The organism is Pantoea dispersa, from assembly GCF_035783935.1.
GTDB classification, from domain to species: Bacteria; Pseudomonadota; Gammaproteobacteria; order Enterobacterales; family Enterobacteriaceae; genus Pantoea; species Pantoea dispersa_C.
On record NZ_JALKOV010000001.1, the window covers coordinates 231,115 to 249,533 of the forward strand.

At 56.5% G+C, this 18,419-nt stretch carries 16 protein-coding genes and 1 pseudogene; 9 read left to right on the forward strand and 8 right to left on the reverse strand.

The annotated features are described in order from the left end of the window. Positions 1-30 precede the first annotated feature (30 nt). From glnQ to rhtA, 5 genes are all read right to left on the reverse strand, one after another. The gene (glnQ, locus tag MXF20_RS01155) at positions 31-753 is read right to left on the reverse strand and encodes a glutamine ABC transporter ATP-binding protein GlnQ (protein WP_325967171.1); all 723 of its coding nucleotides are present in this window, start codon (positions 751-753) and stop codon (positions 31-33) included. Beyond that, entirely contained in the window at positions 750-1,409 is a 660-nt protein-coding gene (gene glnP, locus MXF20_RS01160) for a glutamine ABC transporter permease GlnP (protein WP_021508423.1), read from the reverse strand. Before glnP ends, glnQ begins: the two co-directional genes overlap by 4 nt. 86 nt (positions 1,410-1,495) lie before the next feature. Continuing rightward, positions 1,496-2,242 carry a glutamine ABC transporter substrate-binding protein GlnH gene (gene glnH / locus MXF20_RS01165; RefSeq protein WP_021508422.1) on the reverse strand — a complete coding sequence of 249 codons (747 nt, stop codon included), beginning with the start codon at positions 2,240-2,242 and terminating at the stop codon, positions 1,496-1,498. A gap of 311 nt (positions 2,243-2,553) precedes the next feature. Then, a complete protein-coding gene (dps, locus tag MXF20_RS01170) occupies positions 2,554-3,057 on the reverse strand; it encodes a DNA starvation/stationary phase protection protein Dps (protein ID WP_021508421.1) in 504 nt (167 codons plus the stop codon). Between the two features lie 295 nt (positions 3,058-3,352). Next, a complete protein-coding gene (gene rhtA, locus MXF20_RS01175) occupies positions 3,353-4,261 on the reverse strand; it encodes a threonine/homoserine exporter RhtA (RefSeq protein ID WP_325967172.1) in 909 nt (302 codons plus the stop codon). Positions 4,262-4,752: 491 nt separating this feature from the next. Here rhtA and ompX point away from each other — a divergent pair, with 491 nt between their 5' ends. Next, a complete protein-coding gene (gene ompX, locus MXF20_RS01180; protein ID WP_211726422.1) occupies positions 4,753-5,265 on the forward strand; it encodes an outer membrane protein OmpX in 513 nt (170 codons plus the stop codon). 144 nt (positions 5,266-5,409) lie between these two features. Here ompX and MXF20_RS01185 read toward each other — a convergent pair whose 3' ends face one another. Continuing rightward, on the reverse strand, positions 5,410-5,604 hold the full coding sequence (locus MXF20_RS01185) for a hypothetical protein (protein ID WP_211726423.1): 195 nt from the start codon (positions 5,602-5,604) through the stop codon (positions 5,410-5,412). Between the two features lie 264 nt (positions 5,605-5,868). Between MXF20_RS01185 and mntR the strand changes: the two genes are divergently transcribed. The 8 genes and pseudogenes from mntR to MXF20_RS01225 all read left to right on the forward strand — a co-directional run bounded on the left by mntR (position 5,869) and on the right by MXF20_RS01225 (position 16,268). Continuing rightward, entirely contained in the window at positions 5,869-6,327 is a 459-nt protein-coding gene (mntR, locus tag MXF20_RS01190; RefSeq protein WP_325967174.1) for a manganese-binding transcriptional regulator MntR, read from the forward strand. 21 nt (positions 6,328-6,348) lie between these two features. Beyond that, the gene (locus tag MXF20_RS01195; protein WP_325967176.1) at positions 6,349-7,458 is read left to right on the forward strand and encodes an SLC13 family permease; all 1,110 of its coding nucleotides are present in this window, start codon (positions 6,349-6,351) and stop codon (positions 7,456-7,458) included. A gap of 182 nt (positions 7,459-7,640) precedes the next feature. Then, positions 7,641-8,768, forward strand: a complete 1,128-nt coding sequence (locus MXF20_RS01200) for an HlyD family secretion protein (protein ID WP_325967178.1) — start codon at positions 7,641-7,643, stop codon at positions 8,766-8,768. After that, a complete protein-coding gene (locus MXF20_RS01205) occupies positions 8,765-10,333 on the forward strand; it encodes a DHA2 family efflux MFS transporter permease subunit (RefSeq protein ID WP_325967180.1) in 1,569 nt (522 codons plus the stop codon). The genes MXF20_RS01200 and MXF20_RS01205 overlap by 4 nt, the downstream gene beginning before the upstream one ends. Before the next feature lies 1 nt (position 10,334). After that, positions 10,335-11,864 (forward strand): efflux transporter outer membrane subunit, encoded by a 1,530-nt coding sequence (locus MXF20_RS01210; protein ID WP_325967181.1) that lies wholly within the window; start codon positions 10,335-10,337, stop codon positions 11,862-11,864. 243 nt (positions 11,865-12,107) lie between these two features. Further along, positions 12,108-13,586: pseudogene (locus tag MXF20_RS01215) on the forward strand (sugar porter family MFS transporter). A 430-nt stretch (positions 13,587-14,016) separates the two neighbouring features. After that, a complete protein-coding gene (locus MXF20_RS01220) occupies positions 14,017-14,418 on the forward strand; it encodes an H-NS family nucleoid-associated regulatory protein (RefSeq protein ID WP_021508409.1) in 402 nt (133 codons plus the stop codon). 257 nt (positions 14,419-14,675) lie between these two features. Next, positions 14,676-16,268 (forward strand): ABC-F family ATPase, encoded by a 1,593-nt coding sequence (locus tag MXF20_RS01225; protein WP_031279866.1) that lies wholly within the window; start codon positions 14,676-14,678, stop codon positions 16,266-16,268. Positions 16,269-16,368: 100 nt separating this feature from the next. Here MXF20_RS01225 and moeB read toward each other — a convergent pair whose 3' ends face one another. Both moeB and moeA read right to left on the reverse strand, forming a co-directional pair. Then, positions 16,369-17,130 carry a molybdopterin-synthase adenylyltransferase MoeB gene (gene moeB, locus MXF20_RS01230; protein ID WP_325967182.1) on the reverse strand — a complete coding sequence of 254 codons (762 nt, stop codon included), beginning with the start codon at positions 17,128-17,130 and terminating at the stop codon, positions 16,369-16,371. Then, on the reverse strand, positions 17,130-18,365 hold the full coding sequence (gene moeA, locus MXF20_RS01235; RefSeq protein ID WP_325967184.1) for a molybdopterin molybdotransferase MoeA: 1,236 nt from the start codon (positions 18,363-18,365) through the stop codon (positions 17,130-17,132). Before moeA ends, moeB begins: the two co-directional genes overlap by 1 nt. Positions 18,366-18,419: the final 54 nt, after the last annotated feature.

Consider the following 18,419-nt stretch of genomic DNA (forward strand, 5'->3'; position numbering starts at 1 on the left):
CCGCAGCGGCTTTGTTGTTTTTACGCCGTATTAAGAGACGTGCTGCAGAAACTCACGCAGGCGGTCGCTCGGCGGGTTGGTGATCAGATCGTCCGGATTACCATCTTCCGCGATGGTGCCTTTGTCTATAAAGATCAGGCGCGACGCCACTTTCTGCGCGAAGCCCACTTCATGGGTCACAATCACCATGGTCATGCCTTCTTCCGCCAGATCCTGCATCACTTTCAGCACTTCGTGACGCAGCTCGGGATCGAGTGCTGAGGTCGGCTCATCGAACAGCATCATTTTCGGCTTCACCGCCAGCGCGCGGGCAATCGCTACGCGCTGCTGCTGTCCGCCGGACAGCTCGGAAGGGAAGTGGTGCGCACGCTCGGCGAGACCCACTTTGCCCAGCAGCTCGCGCGCCAGTTTGTGTGCGGCATCTTTCTTTGCACCGCGCACGCGGATCGGACCAAAGGCTACGTTTTCCAGCGCGCTCATCTGCGGGAACAGATGGAACTGCTGGAACACCATGCCGGCTTCCTGACGAATCAGGCGTTCATCCACTTTGGGATCGTTAACTTTCATGCCATCGACAATCAGTTCGCCGCTGCTGATCTCTTCCAGCTTGTTGATGCAGCGCAGCAGGGTGGATTTACCGGAGCCGGACGGCCCGATGATCACCACCACTTCACCCTGATTAATTTTCAGGTTAATGTCGTGCAGTACCTGAGTCTGGCCGAAGTTTTTCGAGACGTTTTTAAATTCAATCACAGGATTTTCACCCTTTTCTCAATACGGCGCAGCACAAAGCTCAACACCAGCGTAATAACCAGGTAAATGATGGCAACGGCGCTCCAGATCTCCAGTGCGCGGAAGTTACCGGCGATGATCTCCTGGCCCTGACGGGTCAGTTCCGCCACACCAATCACGATGAACAGCGAGGTGTCTTTAATGCTGACGATCCACTGGTTGCCCAGCGGCGGCAGCATGCGGCGCAGCGCCAGCGGCATGATCACATAGCGCAGGGTTTCGCGGCGCGACAGGCCAAGCGCCAGACCGGCTTCACGGAAGCCTTTGTTGATCGACAGCACCGCACCGCGCGTGATCTCCGCAATGTAAGCACCGGAGTTGATCATGATGGTCACCACGGCAGCGGTGAACGGGTCGATGCGCAGGTCCGGGAAGGCCATCGGCAGGGCGAAGTAGATGAACATCACCTGCACTACGATTGGCGTGCCGCGAATCAGTTCGATAAACACTAACGCGATGTTGTTGGTGATCCAGCCGCCGTAGGCGCGGGCGAAACCGGCCACGAGGCCGATAACCAGGCCGCCAATCAGGCCGAGGATCGAGATAAGCAGGGTCATTTTGGCGCCTTCGATCAGGATCGGTAAGGCGGGCCAGATGACGCTCCAGTCAAACTCCATGGTGTGACTCCAGAATCTGTTGCAGTGGAAATGTAAAAAGCAGGGAGAACAAAGCTCCCTGCTGATAAAAAGGCGTCAGGCCTGAATTATTTAGGTTCGCTGCCGAACCATTTTTTATAGATAGTGTTGTAAGTACCGTTGTCGTGCAGGGTTTTCAGCGCGCCATTCACTTTCTCACGCAGGTCGTCGCTGCCTTTCGGGAAAGCGATACCATACTGCTGCGCTTCAATGGAGTCACCGACTGCTTTGAAACGGCCTTTGCCAGCGGTGTGGATGAAGTAAAGGATGTTTGGCGTGTCGTGCAGCACAGCGTCAGCACGGTTGGTGCCTAACTCCATGTACGCGTTGTCGATGTTCGGGAACTGGCGCAGATCTTTGGTTTTGATGTGTGCTTTAGCGTAATCCACCGAACCGGTGCCGCTCTTTACTGCCACCACTTTGCCGTTCAGGTCGTCGATGCCTTTGATGTCGTTTTCATTGTTACGCACCATCACCAGCAGACCGCTTTTGTAGTAGCCGTCAGAGAATTCGATGGCTTTTTTACGTTCTTCGGTAATGGTGATGCCGGCCAGCGCCAGGTCAACGTTTTTGGTTTGCAGCGCCGGAATGATGCCGCTGAAATCCATTGGCTTCAGGGTGTAATCCAGCTTCAGCTGTTTAGCGATGGCGTCCCACAGGTCGATATCAAAACCGACGTACTTGTCGCCCTGTTTGAATTCAAACGGAACGAATGCGGTGTCAGTAGCGACGACCAGTTTTTTGTCTGCTGCAGTGGAGGAAAGCGAGAAGGCCAGCGCCAGCGCGGCCACGGAGACTTTAATCAACGACTTCATCATTTTTTTCCTTATTACCCGTCAGGCCTGGTGGCCCGATGTACGGCTCATCATATGAAAAAATTATGCCAACTTTTCTCAAACGCCAAAATCACCAGATTGCCGGGGCAGGCTGACACAATTCTGCACGCGGGGAAAAGTTTGCACCAGAATGAATCACCAAAATGGTGCATTGTGCTGTGGTGGTGCAGGCACAGTGTGCATCAGAGTGATAATAAGGGAAAGAAAGGATTAAGGAATTGTTAACGGCGTCAAAAAAGCCGTGTGGATGACAGGCATAAAAAAGGCGGGATAACCCGCCTGATTGAGCATTACTCGATGTTGGATTCGATGAACCACAGGAACTTATCAAGGTCACGCGATGCGGCAGTAAAGATATCCGCCGTGTCTTCGTCTTTCACTTCGCTGATGGCTTTACGCGTATCGTTAGCCACTACAGCATAACGGTCGGCCAGCGCTTTCAGGTGATCCTGTACGCTATGAATGTTCAGCGGGTAGCTTTTCAGCGGTGACTTGTCGTTAACTACCTGCGTGGTGCCCAGCGCCACGCCGCCCAGCTGCACCACACGTTCTGCGATGGTATCCTGGTGGTCGGTAATCGCGGTGCGGAAGCCATCCAGCATTTCATGTACACCGATAAAGTTTGCGCCGCGCATGTTCCAGTGCGCCTGCTTGGTGATCAGCGACAGGTCAATAAATTCCACGACCAGACGGTTGAGCACCTCGATGGTAGCTTTCTTCTCGCTATCAGCCACGTCATTGCGGGTATAAATCAGATCGGAAGATTTTGTTTTAACCAGTTTTGCGGTACTCATCATTAATGTCCTCTTATTGATGGTTGTCCTAATCAAGCACGGGAATAAGTATAGCAGCAGTTTTACGCTCTGCAGGATTGATTAAATCAATGACAGGAATAGTTAAAGCCGAAGGAGAAGCGGGAAATAAGGGTGATGGATTTAACTTAATGTAAATAAAGGAATTATCTGTTTTGTTAAATATTTGCTCATCATGTTGCAAAATAATAATAACCGATCGTTCACACAGCAAAGAAATGATAATGAGAATGTTTCTATATTCAGCCAGTTAAATAACCGGCTGAACCCGCACTGTTTATTGTGGCGCGTTGATATCGACTTCGTTTATATGTGCCGCTTTCTGTTTCATGGTCAGCGTCGAGCCGGCTGACGCGGCAATGATCGCCAGCAGCGCCAGCCACTGCTGCAGCGTCAGCAGTTCGCCGAGGAACAGCATGCCGGAGAGCGCGGCCATCGCCGGTTCCAGACTCATCAGCGTGCCGAAAATGCGCGCCGGCAGACGCGTTAACGCCATCATCTCCAGCGAGTAAGGAATGGCGCTGGAGAGCAGGGCGATAAGCAGCGCCAGCGGCAGGATTTCCCATTGCCAGATGCCGGGCGCGGCGAAGGTCAGACCGAGCGGCACAAAAATCACTGACGCAATCAGCGACCCCATCGCCACCGTGGCCGGGCCGTGTTCAGCACCTGCCCGCTGGCCCGCCAGAATATAGACTGCCCAGCAGGCACCCGCGCCCACCGCCAGCAGTGCGCCTGCCGGATCGATATGGCTGAGGCCGTGACCAATCGGCAGCAGGAACCACAGGCCGGTGACCGCCAGCAGCACCCAGAGAAAATCCAGCGGACGGCGCGCGCCGGCCAGCGCCAGCGTCAGCGGACCGAGAAACTCCAGCCCTACCGCGACGCCCAGCGGCACGGTACGAATCGAGAGATAGAACAGATAATTCATGCAGCCCAGCGCCAGTCCATACATCAGCAGCGGCTTGCGCTGCGCGGCGCTAAAGCGCAGACGCCAGGGTTTGAAAATTGCGCACAGGATAAGCGTGCCCAGTCCCAGACGCAGCGCGGTAATGCCTGGCGCACCGACAGTGGGAAACAGCGATTTCGCCAGCGACGCGCCGCCCTGCAGCGACAACATGGCAATCAGCAGTACGGAAATCGGCAGCACCACCGGTGCCAGTTTTGGGTGGGAAAGAGGCGCAGACATCCTGTGATCAATTCCTGTCATGATGAATAACGAAGCAACGGGCAGCCAGTGTAAAACAATCGGCGGCAAATAAGGAGGCGGCTGATGTCACGCAAAGGTGTTGCGGTCATCAGCACGCTTTGCGCCTGAAAGGCATCATCAGGTCGGCGGCAGAGGGGAACAATTCAGAACAATACCAGGCAACCCTGTCCGGCCAGCATGACGAAGCGCGGGTGGTGAACGCACAAAAAATGGCCATTTTCAGGGCCATTTCCGTAAAGAAATGTCAGGTTAGTTTAGGAATTTACTTAAACCGATAATTTTCTCTGCGCAGAAGTATTGCAGAAAGATGATGCTTTTTATAAGAAAAATGAATGACATACGAAAGTTCATTAACTTTCTGTTACACCAAACAATCTGTTAGACAACAAAATGCGGGCAGAGTTTCTTGCTAAGTTTTGTTATATTTTTAGCGTTGTCAGGAGAGAAGTATATTCACATTTGAGGTGGTTATGAAAAAAATTGCATGTCTTTCAGCACTGGCTTGTGTACTGGCAGTTTCCGCAGGTTCCGCCATGGCACAGAGCACCGTATCTGCCGGTTACGCGCAGAGCGACTATCAGGGCGTTGCTAACAAAGCTAACGGCTTCAACCTGAAATACCGCTACGAAGATGGTTCTAACCCACTGGGTTGGATCGGTTCTTTCACCTACACCGAAAAAGATCGCACTGAAGATGGCGTGTACAACAAAGGTCAGTACTACGGCATCACCGGTGGTCCGGCTTACCGTCTGAACGACTGGGCCAGCATCTACGGCGTAGTGGGTATCGGCTACGGCAAATACCAGCAGAACCAGACTGCCGGTCAGTCTAAATCTGACAGCAGCGACGTAGGCTTCTCTTACGGCGCAGGTATGCAGTTCAACCCAATCCAGAACGTTGCTCTGGACGTGGGCTACGAGCAGAGCCGCATCCGTAACGTCGACGTGGGCACCTGGATTGCTGGCGTAGGTTACAGCTTCTAAGTTTTTGCTTAGACCAGAGTTGCACAGAAACGGCCCTTTACGGGCCGTTTTTTTATGCCTGCCCTCCCGGCGTGCTGTCGGCGGGCAGCAGGCAAAATAAAACCCGCTCAGTGAGCGGGTCAGCGTGGAAAGCGTTTCGGGAAATCAGCCGCGCCAGATCAGGTTCGGGCAGGGATGCGCGGCAATTTTTTTGCCGGTCAGCTTCTCTATCAGCATCAGACGCAAGGCAAAAGGCGAGCGGCTAAACAGACACAGCAGCGACTTCAGCTCAAAAGCCGGTTTGCTTTGCGTGGTCTGGAAGCATTTGCCGCAGTCGAGGCAGCTTTTCATGGTGCTCATCTTTACCTCCTGGAGGACGGGTGACCCAACAGTAAGCACAGCCCTGCGATAAACAGCAGGAAAAGGAGCAGCAACAGCCAGGGTTCGTTCATCGTTGCCTCCTTTGTAGGCTATTCGCTTACAACATGTACAAAGATAGCACTGGCTATACTCTTTAGCCAATACTAATCAGGAAAAATTTGTGCTTATTTGTGCCTGGTTTACAATGAGCGCAGCCAGCCCGCACCGCAGGTAAAGTGCGGCAGATAATAAAGAGGAAGCTGAATGAGTCGTCGTGCGAAAAGCGCCACCAACCTGCCCCAGGGGCCGCTTAAAGAGATCGAGGAGCATGTCGAAGGATTTCGCCAGGTACGCGAAGCGCATCGTCGTGAGCTGATTGATGATTATGTTGAGTTAATCTCTGATTTAATTCGTGAATTTGGCGAAGCGCGCCAGGTGGATATGGCGGCACGCCTCGGCGTTTCCCAGCCGACCGTCGCCAAAATGCTCAAGCGTCTCAGCACCACCGGTCTGGTTGAGCAGGTGCCGTATCGCGGCGTGTTCCTCACCGCCGAGGGAGAAAAGCTGGCTGAAGCCAGCCGCGTGCGCCATCACATTGTAGAAACCTTCCTGCTGGCGCTCGGCGTCAGCCCGGAAACCGCCCGTCGGGATTCCGAAGGGCTGGAGCATCACGTCAGTGATGAAACCCTCGCCGTCTTCCAGAAATTTTACGAGAATCATTAACCTACAAGGCCTTCTGCCATCATGCCCATCGTGCTTCGTTCCTTAATGCGTGACCGCGTGTTGCATTTACTGTTGCTGTTGGGCGTGATTTTGTTGCCGCTGGCGGATTACCGCTGGCTGCAGCTGCCCGCCGCCGTTGACTGGCATACCATCATGACGCTCACCGGGTTGCTGATGCTGACGAAAGGGCTGGAGAACAGCGGCTATTTCGATGTGCTCGGCGCGCGGCTGGTGCAGCGCTTCCAGCACGAACGCACGCTGGCGCTGTTTATGGTATGTGCGGCGGCACTGCTCTCGACCTTCCTGACCAATGATGTGGCGCTGTTTATCCTGGTGCCGCTCACGCTGACGCTGCGCAAATTCTCGCGCCTGCCGATCTCCCGGCTGATCATCTTTGAAGCGCTGGCGGTCAATGCCGGATCGTTGCTGACGCCGGTCGGCAATCCGCAAAACATCCTGCTGTGGAGCCACGGCACGCTGAGCGTGGCCGGTTTTATTGCTCAGATGGCGCCGCTGGCGGCGATGCTGATGCTGACGCTGGTGGTGCTGACGTGGTTTAGCTTCCCGGCGCGCAGCATTGAGAAACATGATGCACCGGGCAACCAGCAGTGGCAGAAACCGCTGTTTATCGTCAGCGTCCTGCTGTACGTGGTATTTATCGTTGCGCTGGAGCTGAAACTCACCGGCTGGGCGCTGCTGCTGGTGGCGGCCTGTTTCTTGCTGATGGCGCGTCAGGTGCTGGCGACCATCGACTGGAGCCTGCTGCTGGTGTTCGTGGCGATGTTCATTGATGTCTTTTTACTGATGCATCTGCCGATTCTGCAGCCGTATTTTGCCGCCATCGGTCAATTGGGCGAGGGCGGTATCTATTTGCTGGCGATTGGCCTGTCGCAGGTGATCAGCAATGTGCCGGCCACCATTCTGCTATTGCAAAAAGTGCCGCCGTCCGAGGTGCTGGCCTGGGCGGTTAACATTGGTGGCTTTGGCCTGCTGCCGGGATCGCTCGCCAACCTGATTGCGCTGCGCATGGCGCAGGACGCCAAAGTGTGGTGGCGTTTCCATCTGTTTTCGCTGCCGATGCTCGCCTGGTCGATGCTGTGCGGCTGGCTGATGTTACAGCTGCTGCGCTAACCCTGACTGACCGGTTTGCCCCTGCACGACGCGCTGATTTTTCAGCGCGTTATGCGCTGTTGCAGAAAATGCGTCGGATGTTAGCTTATGTAAAGTTACACTGGCATTTGTCAATTTCCCATCTAAGGTTAAGTTGACCGTTTCGCCCGGGGACCGGGATTACCAGCCAGTGATGACAAATTATGAGTGAAAACCACAATCCGCCATCGGCCGATGAGCAACAAGATAACAACACGTCAGATTCCAGTCAGGATAACCAGCAATCACCCCGTAAACGCCCCGGCAAAAAGCCGCTGATCATTCTGGCGATTGTGGTGGTGATCATGCTGCTGGTAGGATTCTGGTTCTGGTTCAGCACGCGCAATATCGAAACCACCGACGATGCGTTCACCGAAGGCGATGCCGTGACCATTGCGCCCAAAGCCTCGGGCTATGTGGTGCAACTGCTGGTGAAAGATAACCAGCGCGTGAAGAAGGGCGATCTGCTGGTGCTGATCGATCCACGCGATAACGCCGCGCAGCGCGATCAGGCCAAAGCACAGCTCGGTCTGGCGCAGGCGCAGCTGCATCAGGCGCAGGCGCAGCTGGCGCTGGCGCGGGTGCAATATCCGGCGCAGCGCGATCAGGCGCTGGCCGATCAGGCACGGGCGCAGGCTAATTTACTCAATGCACAGGCGGATTACCGTCGTCAGCGCGGCGTTGACCCGCGTGCGACCTCACAACGCAATATTGATAGCGCCGCCGCACAGTTGCGCTCGGCTGAAGCACAGCTGCAAAGCGCCAAAGCGCAGGTCGAAGTGGCCTCGCAGGTACAGTTGCAGATTCGCCAGCAGGAAACCAATGTTGAGGCGCGCCAGCAGCAGGTTGAACAGGCTCGGGCGCAGCTGAACACCGCAGAACTTAACCTCTCCTACACCGAAGTGCGGGCCCCGTACGACGGGTTCGTCACCAAACGCAACGTGCAACCCGGCACGCTGGTGCAGGCCGGCAGTGCGCTGTTCTCGCTGGTCTCGCCGGACATCTGGATTACCGCCAACTTTAAAGAGTCGCAGCTGGCGCGCATGAATCCGGGCGATAAAGTCGAGATCAGCGTTGATGCCTGGCCGGACATGAAGCTGGAAGGGCACGTCGACAGTGTGCAGATGGGCTCCGGCTCGCGCTTCTCCACCTTCCCGGCAGAAAACGCCACCGGTAACTATGTGAAGATTGTGCAGCGCGTACCGGTGAAAATCGTGATTGATAAGGGACTGGATCCGAATCATCCGCTGCCGCTTGGGCTGTCGGTTGAACCGAAGGTGACGGTGGAATGAGTGCGAGCGAAAGCTGGCGTCCGGCCAGCAATCCGTGGCTGGTTGCCATCACGGTGACGCTGGCGGTGTTCATGGAGATCCTGGACACCACCATCGTTAACGTCGCACTGCCGCACATCGCCGGGTCGCTCTCCTCCAGCTACGATGAATCCACCTGGGTGCTGACCTCCTATCTGGTCGCCAACGGCATTGTGCTGCCGATTTCGGCCTTTTTCTCCCGCCTGTTTGGCCGCAAGCAGTTCTTCCTGATCTGCATTGTGATGTTTACCATCTGCTCCTTCCTGTGCGGTATTGCTACCGAGCTGTGGCAAATCATTCTGTTCCGCGTGCTGCAGGGCTTCTTTGGCGGCGGCCTGCAACCGGTGCAGCAGTCGGTGCTGCTGGATTACTTCAAGCCGGAAGATCGCGGCAAGGCTTTTGGTCTGTCGTCGATTGCCATTATTGTCGCGCCGGTGATTGGCCCGACGCTCGGCGGCTGGATCACCGATAACTACAGCTGGCGCTGGGTGTTCTTTATAAATATTCCGGTGGGGATCCTCACGGTGCTGGCGATCTATCAGCTGCTGGAAGATCCGCCGTGGGAGCGCAAGTGGGATAAGGGCCGGCTGAAAATCGACTATATCGGCATCAGCCTGATTACCCTGGGTCTCGGCTGCCTGCAGGTGTTTCTCGATCGCGGTGAAGATGAAGACTGGTTCGCCTCGCACTTTATTCGCCTGTTCGCCATGCTGGCGGCCGTCGGCATCGTCGGGGCGGTTTACTGGCTGCTGTATGCACGCAAGCCGGTGGTGGATATCACGGTGATGAAGGATCGTAACTTCTGGGTGGCCGGTCTGCTGATGGCGGGCATGGCGATGATTCTTTATGGCAGCTCGGTGGTGTTACCGCAGCTGGCGCAGCAGGATCTCGGTTATACCGCCACCTGGTCCGGGCTGGTGCTGTCGCCCGGCGCGGTCCTGATCGTGCTCACCATCCCGCTGGTGCTGAAGCTGATGCCGATTGTGCAGACGCGCTACATCATCGCCTTTGGCTTTACCTGTCTGGCGCTGGCCTTCTTCTATTCCAGCACCCTGACGCCGAACGTGGATTTCACCACGCTGGTGCTGATGCGCAGCGCGCAGTCGATTGGCCTCGGCTTCCTGTTTGTGCCGCTCACCACCATTGCCTTTATCACTGTGCCGCAGCGGCTGAATGCGGATGCCTCCGCGCTGTTCACCATGTTCCGTAACGTGGCCGGTTCGATCGGCATTTCGCTGGCCACTGCTGGCATCACCGAACGTGAACAGGTGCGATCGGCCCACATGGTGCACAACATGTCGCCGCTCAATGAGCAATTCAACCTCACGCTGCAGCACTGGGCGCAGGCGATTCGTGACTTTACCCGCGCGGTGGGCGATCCGCTGACGCTGGCCAGCGGTCAGCTCTATCAGGAGATGATTGCCCAGGCGCGTATTCTGGCTTACATCGACGTGTTCATGGGCCTGAGCATTGTCGCCGTGCTATTGATTCCTTTTTGTTGGTTGCTTTCGCCGATCAAGAGCGAAGGCAGTGCAGGAGCACATTAACATGATCACCACTTCGCGCGTTACGCCGTCGCTGACGCTGCTGGCGCTGTCCATGCTGCTGGCGGGTTGTGCCGTCGGGCCCGATTATCAGCCGCCGCAGGCGCACACGCCCGGTAGCTACCGTGATTTGCCCTCTCAGGAAGCCTCAAAACCGCTGGCGTCCGCGACCAATCCTTCGTGGTGGAAAAGCTTTAACGACCCGCAGCTCGATAGCCTGATTGAGCGCGCCATCGCCGGCAACCTGACGCTGCAACAGTCGGTGCTGCGCATTGCCGGCGCGCGTGAACAGCTGGCGCAGGCGCGTGGCGGGCTGTTCCCGTCGCTTAACGGCTCCGCCAAAGTGACGCGGCAGCAGCTCGGCCTGAAAGGCATCCTGAAATCCAACGGTGCCTACGATCAGGTGGATGATGAGGTGGCGAATCAGCTCAACGGCTTAACCCATTCGGTCACGCTGTATCAGGGCAGCTTTGATGCCAGCTGGGAGCTGGATTTATGGGGCAAAGTGCGGCGTCAGATGGAAGTGGCGGACGCGCAGCAGCAGGCGGCAATTGAGCAGCGTAACGATGCGCTGGTGTCGCTGGAAGCCGAGGTGGCGCGCGCCTATCTGCAGCTGCGCGGCGCGCAGTCGGTGCTGGCGACGCTGCAACAGCAAATCAACGTGGCGCAGGAAACCTGGACGCTGACGCAAAGCCAGCAGCGCAACGGTCTGGCACCGCTCACCGACGTGGAAAATGCCCGTGCGCAGCTGGCCTCGCTGAATGCTCAGCTGCCGCAGTATCAGGCGCAGGAGCGCCAGGCAATGAATGGGCTGGCGGTGCTGCTGGGTAAAACGCCGGGCGCGCTGGATAACGAACTGATGAGCAGCAAAGCGCTGCCGACGCTGCCGAAGCTGGTGGCGGTGGGCATTCCGTCCACGCTGGCGCGCCGTCGTCCGGACATCCGCCAGGCTGAAGCGAATCTGCATGCGCAGACCGCCAATATTGGCGTATCGGTGGCGAACCTGTTCCCCAGCCTGTCGCTCACCGGCCAGCTGGGCGTGCGCAACACCGATGCCAGCTACCTCGACGACTGGAGCAGCCACTTCTTCAGCATCGGTCCGGCGCTGTCGATCCCAATTTTTCAGGGCGGACGTCTGGTTTCCAGCGTGAAACTGGCGCGCGCGCAGCAGGCGAGTGCGGCGCTCGACTATCGGCAGACGGTGCTGACGGCGCTGCAGGATGTGGAAAATGCGCTGGTCAGCTATCGCGCCGACCAGCAACAGGTTACCGCGCTGGATGAGACTACCGGCGCACTGCAGCGCGCCTTTGACCTTGCCAGCGACAGTTACAAACAGGGCATCTCCACCTTCCTCGAGGTACTGGATGCACAGCGTCAGCTGGCGCAGGCGGAGGCGCAATCGACGCAGGCGCGCATGCAAAGCGCGCTGGACCTGGTGGCGCTGTATAAAGCGCTGGGCGGCGGCTGGGAGCCGTATCAGCAGGTGACGCTGCCAGACTATGACGTCTTTGGCCCGGCTACCGCAGTGAATTGATGTGTCGCCGCTGACCGCATCGATTACCTGCGGTCAGCGCGCTTCGTGAAATAAATATTCCCCCTTCGATTAGTTGTGCAAAATTTGCACTTCCCTCATTGCGTGCCTAAGCGCTTTTTGTGATCTCTGTCGAATTTAACGGCAAAGATGATGCCCACTGGCGCAAAACTTAAATTTCATATTTATTCAATGCGGTGGAAATAATCTATTTTAAGGCTTCTTACATCAGGAAAGGAGTTGGTTATGTCCCGCGAAACCTGGATGACGCCCAATCAGGCATCAGGGCCAAACAGCAGCACGCGCACGGAACCCTTTGTGAAAGTCATTGCGCTGATTGCCACCCTCGGTGGCTTGTTGTTTGGCTACGACACCGGCGTGATCTCCGGCGCCCTGTTATTTATGGGCGACGATCTGCATCTTACACCCGTTACCACCGGACTGGTGACCAGCAGCCTGCTGTTCGGCGCAGCGTTCGGCGCGCTGGCTTCCGGCCACTTTGCTGCCGCGGTCGGGCGGAGAAAAATTATTCTGGTGCTGGCGATTATTTTTGCCATCGGCGCGCTGGGCACCGCACTGGCGCCCGACGTCAGCTGGATGATTTTCTTCCGCCTGGTCCTCGGCGTGGCGGTGGGCGGCGCGTCCGCTACCGTGCCGGTGTATATCGCCGAAATGGCTCCGGCCAACAAACGGGGTCAGCTGGTGACCATGCAGGAGCTGATGATCGTCTCTGGCCAGATGCTGGCCTATATGTCGAATGCCGGCTTCAACGCCGCCTGGGGCGGCGATACCACCTGGCGCTGGATGCTGGCGGTCGCCACGCTGCCTGCGGTGCTGCTGTGGTTCGGCATGATGTTTATGCCGGACACGCCGCGCTGGTATGCGATGAAGGGCCGCCTTGCCGAAGCGCGTAAGGTGCTGGAGCGCACCCGCGCACGCGAAGACGTTGAGTGAGAGATGATGGAGATTGAAGAGACGCTGTCGGCAGAGCAGCAACAGCGTCCGCGTTTGCGCGAACTGCGTCAGCCGTGGCTGATTAAATTGTTCTTTATCGGTATCGGTATCGCCGCAATCCAGCAGTTAACCGGCGTCAATACCATCATGTATTACGCGCCGACCATGCTCAAAGCGGTGGGCATGAGTGATAACGCCGCGCTGTTTGCCACCATCGCCAACGGCGCAATTTCGGTCCTGATGACGTTTGTGGGTATCTGGCTGCTCGGCCGTATTGGCCGCCGCACCATGACGATGATGGGTCAGTTTGGCTGCACCGCGTGTCTGGTGTTTATTGGCGCGGTCAGTTACCTGATGCCGGAAACGGTCAACGGCCAGCCGGATATGCTGCGCAGTTATATGGTGCTGCTGGGCATGCTGATGTTTCTGAGTTTTCAGCAGGGCGCGCTGTCGCCGGTGACCTGGCTGCTGCTGTCAGAAATTTTTCCCACGCGCTTACGCGGTATTTTTATGGGCGGCGCGGTATTTGCGCTGTGGATCGCCAATTTTGTTATTTCACTGATGTTCCCGATCCTGCTGGCGTCGGTTGGCTTATCCGGCGCGTTCTTTATTTTTGCGGCAATTGGCATTGGCGGCGCTATTTTTGTTATTCGCTGTGTGCCGGAAACACGCAATCGCTCGCTGGAACAGATTGAACATTATTTGCACGACCAGCTCTCTGACGGCGCGACGCCGCAGGTATTGCATCCGGCGGTGAAGAGAAACGGATAACCGCAGGTATACGATTTTTGCATGATGGCCGGTACTGCACCGGCCTTTTTTTATTTATTTAAGGGAAAAATGAGATATTGCTCTCATCTGCAGCGGGCGGATTATCACGCTTAAAAACTGATTTTACTTACACCATTAATCTTTTTTTACTTTTATGCTCACTTCTGCCGCAGCAGGCAATAAGCGCTAAATGCTTGTTTCCTACGTGGGAATAAGCGATGAAATCGATTCCAGTTCCAGCCGGTGGTACTGAACGCGTGATGTTAATTCAGCGTTAATTCAGGCCCGCACATTAGGTTTAAACCCGCGTGTCAGGAATATGCTTATCCATTCGGAATAATCCGGTCTGCAAAATTAATTTATTTTTTTATTTGAATTGGGTAATCTTGCCACTACAGTTTATTTAACCCCCTTAAGCAAGGACATTGTGATGAGTGACGCATTTAAAGTTCTGAACAACATTCGCACATTACGTGCACAGGCTCGTGAACTGCCACTGAGCGATCTGGAAGAGATTCTGGAAAAATTAACCGTCGTTGTGACCGAGCGTCGTGACGAAGTCGAAGCGGAAGAAGCGCAAAACCGCGAAAAAGAAGAAAAGCTGTCTAAATACCGTGAAATGCTGCTGGCAGACGGTATCGACCCGAACGAATTACTGGGCGCGCTGGAAACCGGTAAAAAACGCGCCAAGCGTGCGCCGCGTCCGGCGAAATATTCTTACACCGACGAAAACGGTGAAGAAAAATCATGGACCGGTCAGGGCCGTACCCCAGCTGCGATTAAAAAAGCACTGGATGCCGGTAAAAGCCTCGACAGCTTCCTGATCAAATAATCTGCACAATCCTTGTAAGCGGGAGCCGGAGGCGTCAGCGTCTCCGGCTTTTTTATTGGCTGCGTGCCGCACGCGGGCGCCGATGCATTTTCGGTGCGGCGTATCACACCGCTTTACGGCAACAATTATTTTGTCTCTGGCAACAAGGTGTTCTCTGCTTTGTCTGTGCCCGACCGGGTGCAGAGGTGGCTCATCCAGGCCGCTTCTGGCATAATGCCCGCTGTTTTTTCCTCCACTGCGTAACAAAGGTCAATGCCGTGTTAGTTTCCAGCAATATCACTATGCAGTTCGGCAGTAAGCCACTGTTTGAGAATATCTCCGTTAAATTTGGCGGCGGTAATCGTTACGGTTTAATCGGTGCGAACGGCAGCGGTAAATCGACCTTCATGAAAATACTGGGCGGCGACCTGGTTCCGACCAACGGAAATGTTTCCCTCGACCCGAATGAGCGCATCGGTAAGCTACGCCAGGATCAGTTTGCTTTCGAGCAATATAGCGTGCTGGACACCGTGATCATGGGTCACCAGGAATTGTGGGCGGTGAAGCAGGAGCGCGATCGCATATATGCATTGCCGGAAATGAGCGAAGAGGAAGGCTATAAAGTCGCCGACCTTGAAGTTGCCTACGGTGAAATGGACGGTTACAGCGCAGAATCGCGCGCCGGGGAATTATTACTCGGCGTGGGCATTCCGGTGGAGCAGCATTACGGTCCGATGAGTGAAATTGCCCCAGGCTGGAAATTGCGTGTGCTGCTGGCGCAGGCGTTATTTGCCAACCCGGATATTTTGTTACTCGATGAACCAACCAACAACCTGGATATTGATACCATCCGCTGGCTGGAACAGGTGCTGAACGAACGTGACAGCACCATGATCATCATTTCGCATGACCGTCACTTCCTGAATATGGTGTGCACGCACATGGCGGATCTCGATTACGGCGAGCTGCGCGTTTATCCGGGTAATTATGACGAATATATGACCGCGGCGACCCAGGCGCGTGAACGTTTATTAGCGGACAACGCCAAGAAGAAAGCGCAAATTGCCGACCTGCAATCCTTCGTCAGCCGCTTTAGCGCCAACGCCTCAAAATCACGGCAGGCCACGTCGCGTGCGAAGCAGATTGATAAAATCAAACTGGATGAAGTAAAAGCCTCCAGCCGTCAGAACCCGTATATTCGTTTTGAACAGGATAAGAAACTGTTCCGTAATGCGCTGGAAGTGGAAGCACTGACCAAAGGATTTGATAACGGTCCGCTGTTTAAAAATCTTAACCTGCTGCTGGAAGTGGGTGAGAAACTGGCGATCCTCGGCGCCAACGGTATTGGTAAATCCACGCTGCTGAAAACCCTGGTTGGCGAACTGCAGCCGGATAGCGGCACGGTGAAATGGTCAGAGAACGCGCGCATTGGTTATTACGCGCAGGATCACGCCGAAGATTTTGCTGACGACCTGAGCGTGTTCGACTGGATGAGCCAGTGGAAGCAGGAAGGTGATGACGAGCAGGCGGTGCGCAGTATTCTTGGTCGTCTGCTGTTCAGCCACGACGACATCAAGAAGCCGGCCAAAGTGCTGTCCGGTGGTGAGAAAGGGCGCATGCTGTTTGGCAAGCTGATGATGCAAAAGCCAAACATTCTGGTGATGGACGAACCGACCAACCACCTGGATATGGAATCGATCGAGTCACTGAACATGGCGCTGGAGATGTACGAAGGAACGCTGATTTTCGTCTCGCACGACCGTGAATTCGTCAGCTCGCTGGCGACGCGCGTGATCGAGATGAAAGGCGATCGCATCGTTGACTTCACCGGCAACTACGAAGATTACCTGCGCAGCCAGGGCATCGTATAACGTCAAAGCCGTGCAGTATCCGCAATAAACAGCGGCGCAATTTACCCCCTGATAAATTGCGCCGCTCAGTAATAGATAACGCTTATGTCACGCCCTGGCGTTATACCTCTCGCTTACCGCACACTTCACACTGCGCATCCTGCGCCACGTTCATGCTGCGAAACTCGGCGCTCATCGCATCGTACATCAGCAACCGTGCACTGGCCGGCTGGCCAAAGGCGCTCAGCACCTTCAGCGTTTCCATCGCCTGCATCGCACCCACCACGCCAACCAGCGGGGCCATCACCCCGGCTTCGACGCAGCTCAGCGTTTGTTCGCCGAACAGACGGCTGATGCAGCGATAGCAGGGCTCGCCGGTCTGCCAGGTAAATACGCTGAGCTGGCCTTCCATGCGAATGGCGGCGCCGGCGATCAGCGGCACGCGGTGCTGAAAACATCCGCGGTTCACCTGTTCGCGCGTGGTGACATTGTCGCTGCAGTCCAATACCGCATCGTGACGCGCAATCAGAGCGCTGAGCGCGGCCTCCTCCAGCTGCGCATCGATCGGCTCCAGCACGCAGTGCGGATTGATGGCCGCCAGCTGCTGGCGTGCCGAGGCGACTTTTGCCATGCCGATGCGCGCATCGCTGTGCAGGATCTGGCGCTGCAGATTACTCAGGCTGACGCGATCGAAATCCAGCAGCGTCAGATGACCGACGCCGGCGGCGGCGAGATAAGGCGCGGCGGCACAGCCCAGACCGCCGAGGCCAACGATGAGCACCCGTGAGGCTTTCAGCCGTTCCTGACCGTCGAAATCGAAACCGCGCAGCACGATCTGCCGGTTGTAGCGCAGCATCTCTTCATCGCTCAGCTCTACGCTCATTAACCCTCCAGCAGGCTGTTGAACACTTCGATGTCAACCCATTCGCCGGGCTCGACGTCCCCGCGATCGCGCTCCAGTACGATGAAACAGTCGGCCAGCGCAAAGGAACTGAACACGTGCGAGCCCTGCGCGCCAGTGCTGCGTACTTCCAGTACGCCATCATCGCCGCGGCTGAGAATGCCACGCTGAAAATCGAGCCGGCCCGGCGCTTTCTTCAGGCGCTGCGTCGCCCGCGCGCGCTGGCGCAGCGGCATGATGCGCGTGGTCTGGCCGGTCAGCGTGGCCAGCAGCGGCTGCACCAGCTGATAGAAAGTCACGGCCGCCGATACCGGATTACCCGGCAAACCGCAGAACCAGCTGTTGGCCAGACGGCCAAAGGCAAATGGCTTGCCGGGCTTGATCGCCAGTTTCCAGAAGGTAATCGCGCCCAGCTCTTCGAGCATTGCTTTGGTGAAATCCGCTTCGCCCACCGACACACCGCCGGTACTGATCACCACATCGGCCTGGCGATCGGCTTCGCTGAAGGCCTGACGCAGCAAGGCAGGATCGTCAGCGATCACGCCGAGGTCGATCACCTCGCAGCCGAGTTTGCGCAGCATCAGCGCCACGGTAAAGCGATTGGTGTCATAAATCTGGCCTTCAGCCAGTGGCTGGCCGACCGCCTGCAGTTCGTCGCCGGTGGAGAAAATGGCCACGCGCAGCTTGCGCAGTACGCTGACCTCAGCGATGCCGAGTGACGCGAGCAGCGGCAGTTCCGCCGCCCCAAGCCGCACGCCAGCGTCCAGCACCTGTTTACCGGCCTGAATATCTTCTCCGATGCGGCGAATATTCTGCCCGGCACGTACCGACGCGGTGATGACGATAGCGCCGTCGCGCTGTTCGGTCTGCTCCTGCATCACCACGGCGTCGCAGCCGGCGGGAATCGGTGCGCCGGTCATGATGCGAATCACGCTGCCGGCTGGCCATTCGCCACTGAACGGAGCGCCGGCAAAGGCTTTGCCCGCCACCGGCAACACGCCGTCAGCCGTCAGGTCGCTCAGACGCAGCGCATAGCCGTCCATCGCAGAGTTATCGAACGGCGGCACGTCCAGCGGCGAGACAACCGGCTTTGCGGTGATGCGCCCGGCGGCATCGGCCAGCGCAACGCTCAGGCAATCGCTAATCGGTTGCAGCTGCTGCAGCATTTTCTGCTGCGCGTCTTCAAGGGAAATCAGTCCGGCGGTAAAAGGTTCCATGTCCATCTCTGTCGGTTAAAGGCGAATGCTGCTTATTATGGTGGCTGTTGTCGG